This is a genomic window from Agrobacterium albertimagni AOL15, from assembly GCF_000300855.1.
Taxonomy (GTDB): Bacteria; Pseudomonadota; Alphaproteobacteria; order Rhizobiales; family Rhizobiaceae; genus Allorhizobium; species Allorhizobium albertimagni.
In genome coordinates, this window is the sequence record NZ_ALJF01000005.1 from 1 (window position 1) to 14749 (window position 14749).

Here is a 14749-nt window from a genome sequence, read left to right on the forward strand (position 1 = left end):
CAACTACGGATTCGCGCTCTCGGCGCAACCGGGCGAGTCGCAGAGGCGGCCAGCTACTAACACGAGCTCACAGCTCATCTAATGTATCGGCCTGCCCGCACCTTCGTGCTCCCGGTGCCTCTGTCCCGGATGCTCACAGCATACGCCGCAATTCTCAGAACTGCAGCAGGACATCACCACCGCTGGTCTTATACCGGTTACAAATCCGATCGAGCGTCTCAACGGCGAGATCAAGCGACGCACAGAAGTCGTCGGCATCTTCCCCAACGACGATGCCATCGTCAGGCTCGTTGGGGCGCTGCTGCTCGAGCAAAACGACGAGTGGGCCGTTCAGCGATCCCGCTACATGACACTTGAGACCATAGCAGCAATGAGCGATGATCCACTTATCAGCCTGCCAGCCGCAAGCTGATCAATTCCCGGCTTTGTCCGGAAGGCACGGCCAGCGCCGGAGCTACACCACGCAGTGGGACACGATCCGCCAAACTCAACGGTGCTATCTTTGTATCGCACCAGGGTCAGTGGTTTTGCCCTCTTTCCTTTAGCAATCTTGCTGCTTCGGGGCCTGGCAGCGCTTTGGAGTAAAGGTAGCCCTGACCGAGTCTACATCCTCGCTCAAGCAGCAGCTTCTCCTGGCTCTCAAGTTCAATACCCTCTGCGACAACTTTGATCCCCGTACGCTGCGCAATGTGCAACAGGCCTTCTATGATCGCGGTGCTGGCCTCGTTGGCGCCGAGGAGATCGACGAAACTTTTATCGATTTTGATGATATCAACCGGCACGGTCAACAGATGGGTGAGGGAAGCGAAGCCTGTTCCAAAATCGTCTAACGCGATCTTGAAGCCGGCCTCTCGTAGTCTCTTGATCTGGCGTGCAATTCTACCGTTTCTGTCGCCAAGATAAACGGACTCGGTGATCTCAAGAATGATGTGACTGAGGGGAATGTTGGCCGAAGTGAAGGCCTCCTTTAGGTCTAGCAGGAAGTCATCGTCTGAAAGGTCGCTTGCCGAGACATTGACACCGACGTGCTGGAAGGGGACTGAGGAGGCGCGCCATGTGCCGATATCTTTGGCGATACATTGGATCATTTGCCGGGTGAGTTCGCCTGCTACGCGCGCGTCTTTCGTCGCCTCATGGAAGTTTCCAGCGGCCAGGATGGTGCCATCGTCAAGCCTGATACGGGCCAATGCCTCGGTTCCAACCATTTGACGAGTATCAAGCCTGCAGATCGGTTGATACCAGGCTTCGACCCTTCGTTCAGCGAGCGCGTTGGATAACAACTGGATCGCTTGGTTGCGTTTGCCGATCGTAGTTACAACCTTCGGGTCGAAGGCGGTCCAGGTGCCGCGGGCAAACTCCTTGCCGTGGTAAAGAGCCTGATCCGCCTGTTGTAGAAGGTTCGTCTCCGAGCCGAGCTGAGCTTCGCTCGCCAGTCCTATCGTCACGCTGGGTACCATCTTGATCCCAGCGCATGTCAGTGTTTTGGTAGAGAAGTGACGGATCCGTTCAGCAAGGTTGGCCACCTGTTCTGGCCGAAGTCCTTCAGCAACTACGGCAAACTCGTCGCCGCCGATGCGGAAAGCTTGTCCCTCCACGACGATGTCCATGAGATGTTTGGCGGTTGCTGCTATCAAACTGTCGCCTACGAAGTGCCCAAATGTGTCATTGACTTGTTTCAGATTGTCGACGTCGATTAGCAGAATTGACCTTGGAGCCCTCGGGGCTGCTTCCACCATGCGCCGGAACGCTGTTCGATTGGGCAGGTTCGTAAGGCTGTCCGAGTATGCTAGGCGCTCCATCTCCGCGATCCGCTCTCTGTGCTCGAGGGCGATCAAACAGAGGGGCAGACAGCCCTCTACGATGCTTTGCTCTAGCGGTGTCGGCCCACGGCACTCGTTGAAATAAAGAGCGATCGTGCCGATCACCTTGCCCGCTCGCGAAAGGACTGGGCTTGAAAAGCATGCGCGCAGTCCGAGTGGCTCCACGAGATGAGCATAGTTACGCCACCGCTCGGCATTTTGTAGGTCAATATCGGTCATCGCTTCGCCCGTGACCGCAGCTGCACCACACGATCCCTGCCAAGGCCCTATCGGTTGACCTGCAATGGCTTTGGCAAAAGAAGGGTCCAGGTTTGGGCCGGCGAAAGGCTGCAGGCGAGCTGCATTGTCGACCAAAAGAATTGTGGCTGTGGTCGATGGCAGCTGGGCCTCTATGAAGAGGCAAAGCGCCTCGACCGCTTTCGCAGGCTCCTGACCCTCGGCCAGCATTCTCAAAACGACGTTTTGCACCTCGACAAGCATGCTTGCGCCTTCTTCTCGTCCCTCGCCGACATCGCCTTATGCCATCGTGCTCAGAGGTTCAAATGTGCATCTTGAAGGGGCTGCGTCTAACAAATTTTAATGAAGACGAACATTCAAAGGCATCTATCATTATTGGTAAACAAGGCATGTAGGTCGAATTGCAGTTGCTCTGATCCCCAAAAACTGGACCAGTTCACAACTGGAAACCGCTGTGTTTTTCTGGCTGGGAGAAGCAGAGGAAGAATGAAGGCATTGCAGTCTCAGGTTGTCCAAAAGGCGTTCATTTTGAAGCAGCGCTTCGACGGCGTGCCTGCGGCCGAGATCTGATGGAAAGCGGGATCGGTAAGGAAAGAGCAGCGTGGCAAGGCCCGATCGATCTCGAATAGGGATCCCGGCGCCGGAAAGATGCTCTCGCGCGCTGCCCGGCGCGTCAGATCGATGTCGTTGCGCCTTCAGATAGTTCGAGCGAGAAATAATGGCCGTCGAAGTCCTTAAATGAAGGCTGAAAGTCAAGCTTCCGTGGCGCGCGAGCTGCGAACAATCACGCATCCCTTACCTGGTCGTGGTGTTGCAGCGAATGGTTGGGAGCCTGGGCGAGACAGTCGTGATTGGGCCCAACAGTGCGGGCGAATGCGGGCTTCGCTGCCCTGGTGCAGCCGTCCTTGGCTGGAGGGCCGAGGCGATTTGGTCGGCATGTTTAGTACGAGGATTGGTTTTCGACGCGCTATTGCCGCCGCCCGCACAGGCATCTCGCAACTGTCAGCTGATGGGCGATGGTCGCGTTCGATGCCATCAGTCCGGCGCATCGAGAATGGGTGAGAAGACCGTCGCGTTGAAGACTTCCAGCCGGGCCTTCTTGGTCGGAAACGCTATGATCGACAGGCTTGCCGGACCCACCGGGATGATCCGGGCCGGGGCAAGGCCAAGAGCAACATCAAGAGCTGCGCGGATGACGCCGCCGTGGCAAACCATGAGCACGGTTTCCGCCGGATCGGCCAGAGCCAGATTGATCGCTGAGCGAATTCTTGCCCTGAAGTCGCTCCAGATCTCACCGTTTTCAGGCGCAAAGGTGCCAGCCCTCCAGCGGGCATAGGCCTCGGGCTGGGCGGCGATCAAGTCTGCGATTTCGACGCCCGTCCAGTCACCAACATTATGCTCGCGAAGCAGCGGCTCCCTGGTTGCATCCGGATAACCGAGCAGGCTTGCCGTGTTAGCCGCGCGCTTCAGGTCGGATGTCAGAACCAGGCCCGGGCGGAAGGTAGCGATCATGGGGCCAAGCGCCCGCGCCTGGTGTCTGCCGCGTTCCGAGAGGTCGATATCGGCCTGTCCCTGCAGGCGGCGGATGGCGTTCCATTCACTCTCGCCATGACGCACGAGGAGGATACGTTTCATGAAAGGCGTGTTCCTTGTGTGTCGAAGATTGCCGCTGGTGCGCCGGGTAGCCGGAAGCGGAGTTTTTCTGCTGAACGGACGGCGCGATTTGTGACGGTCGTGATCCGGATGCCGTCTATGAGGCCGCTGACGAGATAGCGTCCGGCCATCGGCACGATTTCGGCGAGTTCCACCTCGATGACATGAGGACCACTTTCGCTGACGACTTCGATCTGGTCGGCGCGGACCATGGCATGGCCTGTCGCATTGAGGAGGGAGGGATCCGCAACCCTGCCGAACCACCTGCCTCCTGTGATCGGAATGAGGTTTGCGGCCGGCGTGCCGACAAAACCGGCGACGAAAGCCGAGGCCGGTTCGGCAAGCAGCGTGTCTGGTGCGTCGAATTGTTCGACAATGCCATTGTTCATGACAGCCACATGCGTGGCCATGGTCATCGCTTCGACCTGATCATGGGTGACGTAGACGGCCGTGGCGCCTGTCGCGGCATGCAGCTTCAGCAGTTCGAAACGCATTTCCACACGCAGCGTGGCGTCGAGGTTTGAAAGAGGTTCATCGAACAGCATGATTCTCGGACGTGGTGCAATCATTCTTGCGAGTGCGACGCGCTGCTGTTGGCCGCCGGAGATTTCGCCCGGATATCTGTCGGCGAGCGCTGATATGCCGAGCATCTGCATGGCATCGGCGCGGCGGATGCGCCGTTCTTCAGCCGGGAGCTTGGCCACTTTCAGGGGCCATTCGATGTTGCCGGCAACCGTCATATGCGGCCAGAGCGCATAAGACTGGAAGACCAGGCCGGCATTGCGATCTGCTGGCGGCAGGGTGAAGCCGGCATTGCCGTCAGCGACCAATGTGTCGTTGAACAGGATCCTGCCGGATGTCGGCTGGTCAAGGCCGGCCAGCATGCGTAGCATCGTGCTTTTGCCGCAGCCCGACGGACCGAGCAATACGAGAAATGAGCCCTCAGGCACCGAGAAGCTGACATTTGAGACAGCATCATGGCCGGCAAAGGACTTCGTGACGTGGTCGAGTGAAATCACGGGTGGGGCCTCAAGCGAAGTCTTGGCGGCGGCGGCCACGCAGAAGCGTGGCGGCGCCGGTGGCCAGCATGGAAATGATCAGGATGACGAGGGTGACCGCATTGGCGAACTGGTGGAAGCCGTCCGAGGCATAGCTGTAGGAAAGGACAGCCAGCAGCGGTGAGGTCGGCGTGTAAAGCAGAATGGTGATCGCCAGATCGCCGATGACATTGACGAAGGATATCAGCAATCCGGCGGCGAGCCCGCGTGCCGCAAGCGGTATCGTGATGGCACCGAGCCGGCGGAAGAAGCCGGCGCCTGTCATGCGGGCTGCCTCGTCGATATCGCCGGAGATCTGCGTGACCGTGGCGCGGCCAGTCTGCACGGCAAAGGGCAGCATGGCAGCAGTCAGCGCCAGACCGAGCAACAGTTTGGTGCCGTAGAGAGCTGGAAGCGGACCTATCGGTGCACCATAGAGAGCGATATAGGCGGCGGCGAAGGCGATGCCAGGCAGCAGCATTGGCAGAAAGCTGAGTTGCGAGACAAGACTGCTCAGCACGGGCGTGCTCTGCCGTGTCAAGGCCACGGCGATGAGGATGCCGATGATATTGGCAGCCAGCGCTACCGAGGCGCCGAGCATGAGGGTCGTAGTCAGCGCGGAGATCAACTGCGGATTATGAAAGATCCCCGGTTGACCGCGCGCAAAGGCCGGACTGCTTTCTCCGGTCCAGTAATGCAGTGTCCAGTCGGAGAACAATGACAAGGACGACGGGGCGAGGCTTGCGGCGGCGAGCAACAAGATCGGCAGGACGGTCGTCATGATGCAGACCGTCCAGGCGATCACGGCCAATGGCAGTCTGGAGCGGCCAAGCGCGAAGCGGCGTGGACGGGCACCCTTTCCACTGATCGTCGCGAAGCTGCGACGGCCTGACAGCAGACGATTGCCGATGCCGAGGAAGATTGCGGAAATGCCGATCAAGAGGATGGCCAGCACATAGCCGCGCTCGGTCTGACCGATTTCGATCATGCCGAACAACCTGGTGGAGAGTGTCTGCATGCGCACCGGCAGGCCGAGAAGGGCAGGGGCGGCAAAGTTCGACACCGCGCCTGCAAATGCCAGTGAACCACCGGCGATGATTGCCGGCGTGACGATCGGCAGCACAATGCCGAACAGAATGCGCTTGCGCGAGGCGCCGGTCATCTGGGCTGCTTCGACCAGATCGCCGTTGACCGTGGAAAGTGCTGCGGCAATCACTGTGAAAGCCAGGGCATAGTAATGGGCTATGAGCACGATGATGGTCGGGGTCATGCCCCAGGACAGCCAGTCCGGCACGCTGAGACCAAAGCCCTCAAGCAGGCCGCCGCCACCACCGACGCGACCATTGCGAAAGACGCTGCCCCAGGCGAGTGCGGTGGCAAAGCTCGGGATCATGAATGGCAGCGTTGCGAGGAACGCAATCGCAGGGCGACCCGGAATGTCCGTCATCACCACCAACCAGGCGAGCAAGCCACCGAGCAGCACGCAACCGATGCCGACGCTGAGGCCGATTATCATCGTGTTGATCGTCGGCCGCCAGAACAGGTTCTGGGACAGTCGGCTGGCCAGCACATCGACCCAGGCGTTGGCACCGGATCCGGATCGCGGGCTTAGGGTCTCGACGAAAATGGTGAACAGAGGGGCGACAACCAGAACGACGAGAAGCAGGGCCATGGCGATGGTCAGGCCGTGGCGCGACAGGTTCTGGTAGTGGCGGCGCAAGGTCATTGTCATTCCGGTGCTCCGGAGAGACGGGCGACCGCGCCGCCCGTCTCTCGTTCGTCTGTGTTATTGTAGAGCAAGAATGAAATCGGCCACTTCGGCCCGGATTTTCGCCGTCTCCGTCGGCGAGATCTGCCATCCCGTGAAGTCCGAAAGCGGGATTGCGTCCTTGTGTGGCGTAATGTCGGAGCGCGTGGGCCAGTCGCCGGCAACATAGAATGGCTTGAAGCCCTCTCCACCGGTTTCACTGTCGTCTCCCATCATGAAGTCGACAGCCAGGCGTGCAGCAGCCGGGCTTGCAGGCTTCGGGTTGATCGCGAGAAGGGCGGGGAAGACGATGCCGTTCGAAGGCGCGACATCGTTGGCGACCTGCAGTGCCCAGCCTTCGTCTTCGTTGTCTCGACGGTCGGAGTAGCTCGTGAAGCCGATCGGGGGTGTCTGCTGGCCCTTTGCGCCAATCGCCTTGTTGACGTCATCCGTGGAGCTCACCAGCACCAGATCATTTGCAAACAGGTCGGCAATGAACTGCTGGCCAGCATTCTCGTTTTCGTCAGAAAGTGTGATCGGCTTGCCGAAACTTGCTTCATAGGCACTCGCCATCTCGTCGGCTCTCAGCACGATCTCGGTCATCAGGTCGAGATAGTCGCCGCGCTGCAGTGGATCCACCATGATCACGCGGCCTTTCCACTCGGGCTTGGTCAGATCCCAGAGGTTCTTGACCGGGGAGCCATCCGGATGGGTTTCCTCGTTATACATCAGTACTTTCGTGGAGAGCCGCTGAGCGAGCAAGGGCGTTTTGAACTGCTCGGCCACGACAGCTGCTACGCGTGGCGGCACGTAAGGTACCAGGAGGTTGTTTGCCACCAGTTCGGTCAGCACGACCGGCGCGTCGGAAATGTAGATCACGTCAGCGCCGGGAAGCCCGGCCTGTGCCTCGCTCTTGATGCGGGCGATCTGCTCGGTTGACGACATGTCGAAGGTGATCATGTCGATGCCGGGATAGGCGGCCTCGAAAGCTTGCTCGACCCGGCCAATGCGACTGGTGAAAGCGTAGACGGTGACTTTGCCTTCATGCTTTGCCTGCGGCAGCAATTCGGTGGCTGACTGCGTATCGAGGTCTTGGGCATGGGTCGATGTTGCCAGCGCGAGCGCGCAAAGCGGGGCAAGAATTCTGAACATGGACGTCTCCTCTCGTGAGTACCATAGTTCGTGTAGAGTATTCTTGCTACATTTTTATGACATGCAAGTTATCTTGCATAACCCTTCTCGAATCTCGAAATGAGGTCTCCCAGGCGATCGAGTTTCGACAAGGCATCTCCACCTCGTCGCGCCGCAAGGGCAAGGTTGATCGCATTGCAAATCGTCATCGGCACGGTAAGCGTCTGAAAGCTGTCGGGCATGCCAGCCCGCGGGGCGGAAAGCAGTACCTGTGGGCGCGGGGTCAGCGATGCACCCACCGTGCCCGCAATGACCACGGTCGATGCTCCCACTTCGGTCGCAACATCCATAAGACGGGCGTAGTCGGGGGGCTGTCGACGGAATGCGAACAACAAGAGAGCGTCGTCGCCAGACAGCGTCAGCATCTGTTCGGCAAGGTCGCGCCGGGTGCCGGTGAGGGGATGGCTGTCTATGCCGAGCCGCCGCAGCCGCCGTTCCATCAACACAGCCAGTGCCTCGGCATTGCCATGGCCGTGAATGAAGACCCGGCGGCGATCGAGTTTCTCGGTAGCTTCCAGAATTTTGGCGTCGGTGACGTGGTCGGTCATGGCCTTGAGCGCTGCCAATTCGCTTTCGACGAGCAGCGGCAGAAAGCCATGGGTCCTGGCATCATTCAGCGTGGCGGAAATGCGCTCCGCCGGATCCGCCACCTTGAGGAATTCGCGGCGCAATTCGTCGCGAAACTGCGAATAGGAGGAGAATCCAAGCTTGCGTGCGAGGCGAGACGTTGTCGCCTCATGCACACCGAGCCTGGCTGCAAATTCGCTCGATGTCCCGATTGCAACCGCGTGAGGGGCTTTGAGTAATTCGGATATCAGCCGCTGTTCCGTGGCGGTCAGGTTTTCGGCGACAGCCTGTACGCGATCAATCAGTGTTGTTTGGACTTTACTGTCTGACATGGCCTGCCCGCATCCGAGGTTGACGTCGTACCGGACTAACCGGTCGTCTTGGGAAAACGTGAATGAAGAGCATTTACGAGGAAATGCACGACAGATCTACAGAGGGCGCCATGGGAAGATAATGGCCATCTGCATTGAAGCGTGACCAGGCGAGTGTGACACCTGCGCACGGAGCTGTGCATTCTCCCGCCAACGAGCCGAGAAAGGTCGTTATCACCCGCTCCGCCAAGCAGACCGCATGGAAGCCGGGAGGAAGCACCGTGCAGGACGCCTTGCACTTCAGCCACGAGTGACTCCAGATGGTCGGCGGAAGCTTTAGCCGATGACGTGCTGTTTTGATGGCTAAACCACAATTGAGGGCGGGACGACGCGGGCCCCAAACACTACGCGGCATATTATCCCCGACGGACTCGACACGATCCCATCATAGGCGTTGACGCGGATTGAACCTTCTCTACTATATGTAGTGTTCGAGGTTCCCTTCGATTCGTAGCAGGATCGGGGGCTAAGACGGGAATTCGGTAGCGGACATGATGTCTGTGAAGCCGAGGCTGCCCCCGCAACTGTGAACGGTGAGCGCTTTCTCCATCATGCCACTGGGTTTTCCCGGGAAGGCGGAGAGGGTGCTGAGACCCGTGAGCCAGGAGACCTGCCTTGATCGTAACGTCCGCCGGCGGGGTGTCCGGCAGGGTGCGGTTGATTGTGTCCGGATCTCTCCGGGCCGGTGCCGTTCTCGCTGCCCCGTCAAATGTCTGCTTCGGGGTGAAGGCCATGAACATGTCATTCCAGATCATCGCTGATCCGTAGTCGTTTCGACTGCGGGCAATCGTCTCGTCCTGTCCAAAATTCCGTCTCTCACCCGGCTGCGCCCCAGTCCGGCAATGCTTTTTCACGCCATTCTCTTGAGGAAATCATGTCGATCACCGTCTATTCCAAGCCCGCATGCGTTCAATGCACCGCCACCACCCGCGCCCTCGACCGTCAGGGTATCGATTATACTGTGGTCGACGTCTCCGAGGATGCCCACGCCTTCGCGTTGGTTCAGGATCTCGGCTATCGCCAGGTGCCCGTCGTCATCGCTGGCGAACAGCATTGGGCGGGCTTCCGCCCTGATATGATCAGCGCGCTGTCGTAAACCACGACCATGTGCGGCCTCGTCTATTTCTCCAGCCGGTCGGAAAACACCCGCCGCTTCGTCGAGAAGCTCGGGAGCGAGGCATTACGTCTGCCAATCGACGGGACGGACGAGCCGCCCATGGTCTCGGACCCCTTTGTGCTGGTCACGCCGACCTATGGCGGCGGCGGAGACAAAGGCGCGGTGCCGAAGCCGGTCATCCGCTTCCTCAACAATCCAGGCAATCGAAGCCTGATCCGCGGCGTGATCGCGGCAGGCAACACCAATTTCGGCAAGGCCTACGGGCGTGCCGGCAAGATCATCGCCGACAAATGTGGCGTGCCGCTTCTCTACCGCTTCGAGCTTCTCGGAACGCAGGAAGACGTTACCGCCGTCAGACAGGGACTGGAACGATTTTGGACACGCTGACCCATACGAAGACGAGCGCGCCTGCCGAGGCCACGCTCGATTATCACGCACTGAATGCCATGCTGAACCTCTATGACGAGGAGGGCAAAATCCAGTTCGACAAGGACCGGCAGGCGGCGAAGCAGTATTTCCTCGAGCACGTCAACCAGAACACCGTCTTCTTCCATAACCTCCGGGAAAAGCTCGATTACCTGGTGACCGAGGGCTATTATGAGCGCGAGGTTCTGGACCAGTATTCGTTCAACTTCGTCCGCGACCTCTTCGACGAAGCCTATGCGCGAAAATTCCGCTTTCCGACCTTCCTCGGCGCCTTCAAATACTACACTTCCTATACGCTGAAGACCTTCGACGGAAAGCGCTATCTCGAGCGCTACGAGGACCGCGTCTGCATGGTGGCGCTGACTTTAGCGCGGGGAAATGAACAGCTCGCCCGCGATCTCGTCGACGAAATCATCTCCGGACGTTTCCAGCCGGCAACGCCGACCTTCCTCAACGCGGGCAAGAGGCAGCGCGGCGAACTCGTCTCGTGCTTCCTGCTGCGTGTCGAGGACAACATGGAAAGCATCGGGCGCTCGATCAACTCGGCGCTGCAGCTCTCCAAGCGCGGAGGCGGTGTTGCGCTGTCGCTTACCAATATCAGAGAGATGGGCGCGCCGATCAAGCAGATCGAAAACCAGTCCTCCGGCGTCATTCCGGTGATGAAGCTGCTGGAGGACAGCTTCTCCTATGCCAACCAGCTCGGCGCACGACAGGGTGCGGGTGCCGTCTATCTGCACGCCCATCACCCCGACATCATGCGCTTCCTCGACACCAAGCGCGAAAATGCCGACGAGAAGATCCGGATCAAGACACTCTCGCTGGGTGTCGTCATTCCCGACATCTCCTTCGAACTCGCGAAGAACAACGAGGACATGTATCTATTCTCGCCGCATGACGTGGAGCGGGTCTATGGCTTAGCCCTCACCGAGATCTCGGTGACGGAAAAATACCGCGAGATGGTCGCCGATGCCCGGATACGTAAGAAGAAGATCAAGGCGCGCGATTTCTTCCAGGTAATCGCCGAAATCCAGTTCGAAAGCGGCTATCCCTACATCATGTTTGAGGACACGGTGAACCGCGCCAATCCGATCGCCGGCCGCATTTCCATGAGCAATCTCTGCTCAGAAATCCTGCAGGTGAGCGAGGCAAGCCAGTTCAACGAGGAACTGTCCTATGCGCAAATGGGCAAGGACATCTCCTGCAATCTCGGTTCGCTGAACATCGCGTCTGCGATGGACAGTGCAGACTTCGGCCGGACCATTGAGACATCGATCCGGGCTCTCACCGCCGTCTCCGAGATGAGCAACATTGCCTCCGTGCCTTCGGTCGCCAAGGGCAATGACGACAGCCACGCGATCGGCCTCGGCCAGATGAACCTGCACGGCTATCTCGCCCGCGAGCGCATCTTCTACGGTTCGGACGAGGGCGTCGATTTCACCAACATCTACTTCTATACCGTGACCTATCACGCGCTGAGGGCATCGAACCGGCTGGCCGTCGAGAAAGGCCGAAGCTTCAAGGGTTTCGAGAATTCGAAATATGCGACGGGCGAGTATTTCGACAAATATACCGAGCGCGAATGGAAGCCGGCGACGGCAAAGGTTGTCGAGCTCTTCGACAAGGCCGGCATCCACATTCCGACGCAGGAAGACTGGGCGAAACTGAAGGCCGCCGTCATGACTGACGGTCTCTACAATCAGAACCTCCAGGCCGTGCCGCCGACGGGGTCGATCTCTTACATCAACCACTCGACCTCCTCGATCCACCCGATCGTCTCGAAGATCGAGATCCGCAAGGAGGGCAAGATTGGCCGCGTGTATTATCCGGCAGCCTATCTCACCAATGACAATGTCGAATACTTCGAAGATGCCTATGAGATCGGGCCGGAAAAGATCATCGACACCTATGCGGCAGCCACCCAGCATGTCGACCAGGGCCTGTCGCTGACGCTGTTCTTCCGCGACACCGCGACCACCCGCGACATCAACCGGGCGCAGATCTACGCCTGGAAAAAGGGCATCAAGACCATCTACTACATCCGCCTTCGCCAGATGGCGCTGACCGGCACGGAAGTGCAGGGCTGCGTCTCCTGCGCGCTGTGACCGCAAGGATCGAATCCTATGAATATTCAAGTGAAGACCTCTCCCATTCGCGCGGCAAGCCGTATCCGTGCCGTCAACTGGAACCGCATCGAAGACGACAAAGATCTCGAGGTCTGGAACCGGCTGACCTCGAACTTCTGGCTGCCGGAAAAGGTGCCGCTGTCGAACGACATTCCCTCCTGGGCGACGCTGAAGCCGGAAGAGCAGACGCTCACAATCCGCGTCTTCACCGGATTGACGCTGCTCGACACGATCCAGAACGGAGTTGGTGCCATCAGGCTGATGGCCGACACCCAGACCTCGCATGAAGAGGCGGTGCTCTCCAACATCTCCTTCATGGAAGCGGTGCATGCGCGCTCCTACTCCTCGATCTTCTCGACGCTCTGCTCGACGCCTGACGTCGACGATGCCTATCGCTGGTCGGAGGAGAACGAGTTCTTGCAGAGGAAGTCCGCGCTGATCATGGAGCAATATGACGGCGCCGATCCCCTGAAAAAGAAGGTGGCTTCCGTCTTCCTCGAGAGCTTTCTCTTCTATTCCGGCTTCTATCTGCCGATGTACTGGTCGAGCCGCGCCAAGCTCACCAATACTGCCGACCTCATTCGCCTGATCATCCGCGACGAGGCCGTGCATGGCTATTACATCGGCTACAAGTTCCAGCGCGCGCTGGAGCGCGAACCGCAAGCGCGCCGACAGGAGATCAAGGACTTCGCTTTCGATCTGATGCTGGAGCTTTACGACAACGAGGCCCGCTACACCGAGGACCTCTATGACGGCGTCGGCCTGACCGAAGACGTGAAGAAGTTTCTGCATTACAACGCCAACAAGGCGCTGATGAACCTCGGCTATGAAGCGCTCTTCCCGCCGGAGGCGTGCAAAGTCAATCCGGCGATCCTCTCGGCGCTCTCGCCCAATGCCGACGAGAACCACGACTTCTTCTCCGGCTCCGGCTCTTCTTACGTCATCGGCAAAGCGGTTGCGACCGAGGATGAGGACTGGGATTTCTGAGGTCGCCAGCAAAATTCACGACAAGAACCGTTTTTAGGGAGTCTATTCGTGCCAACACCTCCATTTCGCGCCGATCACGTCGGCAGCCTTCTGCGTCCCCGCCGGATTGCCGAGGCGAGAAACACTCAAGCGCCTGCTGCAGAACTGCGAGCCATCGAGGATCAGGAAATCCCCGCGCTGATCAAGCTGCAGGAGGATGCCGGCCTCAAGGTCGTCACCGACGGCGAAGCGCGCCGCGCCTTCTGGCACTTCGATTTCATGGGCATGCTCGAGGGTATGGACATGGAGACACGCGGCGAGGGCGTGCAGTTCCATGGCACCCAGATCCCACCGGTGCATCCAGTCATCAACGGCAAGCTGGGCTTTCCCGCCGATCATCCAATGCTGGAGCATTTTACCTTTGTGAAAGAGCATACGAGCGTCTGCCCGAAGATCTCGATTCCCGGGCCGTCCTGCGTGCATTTTCGCACCGATCCTGCGGATGTTCGCCCGGTGATCTACAGGGATACGCAGGTGCTGTTTGCCGATATCGCGGAGACCTACAGGCAAGCGGTCGCTGCCTACTATGCTGCAGGTTGCCGCTACCTACAGCTCGACGATATCTTCTTCGCCTATCTCGGCGATCCGAAGCAGCGTGAGCAGCGCAAGGCGATGGGGCAGGATCCCGACTGGTTGATCGATCGCTATGCCTGGATGCTGGAGGAGGCGATCAAGGATCGTCCCAAAGACATGGTGATCGGCATGCACATGTGCCGGGGCAATTTCCGCTCCACGCACGCCGCTTCCGGCGGATATGATGCGGCAGCTGACGCTATCTTCAACAAGACCAGTGTCGATGTCTATTTCATGGAATATGACACGGATCGGGCCGGCGGCCTGGAGCCGTTGAAGCTTCTACCCAAGGGCAGGAAGCGGATCATGGCGGGCTTCATCACCACCAAGACGGGCGAGCTGGAAAGCCCGGATGCGCTGCGCCGACATTTCGACGAAGCGGCAAAATTTGTTGATACGGATCAGCTCGGTATTGCACCACAATGCGGCTTCGCGTCCACCGAACACGGCAATGCGATCACCGAGGACGACCAGAAGCGCAAGCTGGAACTGGTGGTGAAAACCGCCGAGGCTATCTGGGGCCATACCTGACCACCACCAGGCGTGTGCGAGCGTTTTCGTTGGCTGGCTAGGTCAACCTTTGCCCTCTGCACACATCCTGGGAGGCGAGAACCAGAAATGTAGGGGGCGATTTTGTTCTATAAACACGCGTGCGCCGCCAGGATAACCTACAGGCCTTCGGATCGGAGACTTGAGAAAGGTAACACCGGAGCCCGCGGTTCGACTTCCATCAGGAGCATCGACCACGCTGTGAAGCCGTTATGTCGTGTCCTCGACAGGCGAGAGGGCACGGTTGCTGCGTTCCGGCTGTTACCGTTTTGACATCTATGATGGATAATGGTGCCGGTGTCGGTCTGCGCC

At 59.0% G+C, this 14749-nt stretch carries 11 protein-coding genes, 1 pseudogene and 1 riboswitch; of the genes and pseudogenes, 6 read left to right on the plus strand and 6 right to left on the minus strand.

The window, feature by feature from the left end; all coding sequences use genetic code 11:
* Window positions 1-199: 199 nt before the first annotated feature.
* A pseudogene (locus tag QWE_RS24640) lies at window positions 200-412 on the plus strand (transposase); the annotation flags it as partial.
* Window positions 413-518: 106 nt separating this feature from the next.
* Here QWE_RS24640 and QWE_RS06845 read toward each other — a convergent pair.
* The 6 genes from QWE_RS06845 to QWE_RS06870 all read right to left on the minus strand — a co-directional run bounded on the left by QWE_RS06845 (window position 519) and on the right by QWE_RS06870 (window position 8584).
* A complete protein-coding gene (locus tag QWE_RS06845) occupies window positions 519-2300 on the minus strand; it encodes a sensor domain-containing phosphodiesterase (RefSeq protein ID WP_006725368.1) in 1782 nt (593 codons plus the stop codon).
* Between the two features lie 792 nt (window positions 2301-3092).
* The gene (locus tag QWE_RS06850; RefSeq protein WP_006725369.1) at window positions 3093-3692 is read right to left on the minus strand and encodes a histidine phosphatase family protein; all 600 of its coding nucleotides are present in this window, start codon (window positions 3690-3692) and stop codon (window positions 3093-3095) included.
* Entirely contained in the window at window positions 3689-4729 is a 1041-nt protein-coding gene (locus QWE_RS06855) for an ABC transporter ATP-binding protein (protein WP_040299694.1), read from the minus strand. The genes QWE_RS06850 and QWE_RS06855 overlap by 4 nt, the downstream gene beginning before the upstream one ends.
* A 10-nt stretch (window positions 4730-4739) precedes the next feature.
* Window positions 4740-6479: an ABC transporter permease gene (locus tag QWE_RS06860; RefSeq protein ID WP_006725371.1), complete on the minus strand. Its 1740-nt coding sequence runs from the start codon at window positions 6477-6479 to the stop codon at window positions 4740-4742.
* Between the two features lie 54 nt (window positions 6480-6533).
* A complete protein-coding gene (locus QWE_RS06865; RefSeq protein WP_006725372.1) occupies window positions 6534-7646 on the minus strand; it encodes an ABC transporter substrate-binding protein in 1113 nt (370 codons plus the stop codon).
* A 68-nt stretch (window positions 7647-7714) separates the two neighbouring features.
* Window positions 7715-8584, minus strand: coding sequence for a MurR/RpiR family transcriptional regulator (locus tag QWE_RS06870; protein WP_006725374.1), 870 nt, complete (start codon window positions 8582-8584; stop codon window positions 7715-7717).
* A 456-nt stretch (window positions 8585-9040) separates the two neighbouring features.
* A riboswitch (cobalamin riboswitch) is annotated at window positions 9041-9255 on the plus strand.
* Between the two features lie 242 nt (window positions 9256-9497).
* Between QWE_RS06870 and nrdH the strand changes: the two genes are divergently transcribed.
* Genes nrdH through QWE_RS06895 form a run of 5 tightly spaced genes read left to right on the plus strand, consistent with a single transcriptional unit; the run spans window position 9498 to window position 14419 of the window.
* Window positions 9498-9719, plus strand: a complete 222-nt coding sequence (gene nrdH, locus QWE_RS06875; protein ID WP_006725375.1) for a glutaredoxin-like protein NrdH — start codon at window positions 9498-9500, stop codon at window positions 9717-9719.
* Window positions 9720-9728: 9 nt separating this feature from the next.
* A complete protein-coding gene (nrdI, locus tag QWE_RS06880) occupies window positions 9729-10127 on the plus strand; it encodes a class Ib ribonucleoside-diphosphate reductase assembly flavoprotein NrdI (protein ID WP_006725376.1) in 399 nt (132 codons plus the stop codon).
* On the plus strand, window positions 10115-12268 hold the full coding sequence (nrdE, locus tag QWE_RS06885; protein WP_040299696.1) for a class 1b ribonucleoside-diphosphate reductase subunit alpha: 2154 nt from the start codon (window positions 10115-10117) through the stop codon (window positions 12266-12268). The genes nrdI and nrdE overlap by 13 nt, the downstream gene beginning before the upstream one ends.
* 18 nt (window positions 12269-12286) lie before the next feature.
* Window positions 12287-13276 carry a class 1b ribonucleoside-diphosphate reductase subunit beta gene (gene nrdF, locus QWE_RS06890; protein ID WP_006725378.1) on the plus strand — a complete coding sequence of 330 codons (990 nt, stop codon included), beginning with the start codon at window positions 12287-12289 and terminating at the stop codon, window positions 13274-13276.
* Between the two features lie 48 nt (window positions 13277-13324).
* The gene (locus QWE_RS06895; RefSeq protein WP_006725379.1) at window positions 13325-14419 is read left to right on the plus strand and encodes a 5-methyltetrahydropteroyltriglutamate--homocysteine S-methyltransferase; all 1095 of its coding nucleotides are present in this window, start codon (window positions 13325-13327) and stop codon (window positions 14417-14419) included.
* Window positions 14420-14749 lie beyond the last annotated feature (330 nt).

Coding starts and splice junctions, on each gene's coding strand:
- nrdF (WP_006725378.1), top strand. CDS start 12,287: ATGAATATTCAAGTGAAGACCTCTCCCATTCGCGCGGCAAGCCGTATC.
- QWE_RS06860 (WP_006725371.1), bottom strand. CDS start 6,479: ATGACAATGACCTTGCGCCGCCACTACCAGAACCTGTCGCGCCACGGC.
- nrdH (WP_006725375.1), top strand. CDS start 9,498: ATGTCGATCACCGTCTATTCCAAGCCCGCATGCGTTCAATGCACCGCC.
- nrdI (WP_006725376.1), top strand. CDS start 9,729: ATGTGCGGCCTCGTCTATTTCTCCAGCCGGTCGGAAAACACCCGCCGC.
- QWE_RS06850 (WP_006725369.1), bottom strand. CDS start 3,692: ATGAAACGTATCCTCCTCGTGCGTCATGGCGAGAGTGAATGGAACGCC.
- QWE_RS06865 (WP_006725372.1), bottom strand. CDS start 7,646: ATGTTCAGAATTCTTGCCCCGCTTTGCGCGCTCGCGCTGGCAACATCG.
- QWE_RS06845 (WP_006725368.1), bottom strand. CDS start 2,300: ATGCTTGTCGAGGTGCAAAACGTCGTTTTGAGAATGCTGGCCGAGGGT.
- QWE_RS06870 (WP_006725374.1), bottom strand. CDS start 8,584: ATGTCAGACAGTAAAGTCCAAACAACACTGATTGATCGCGTACAGGCT.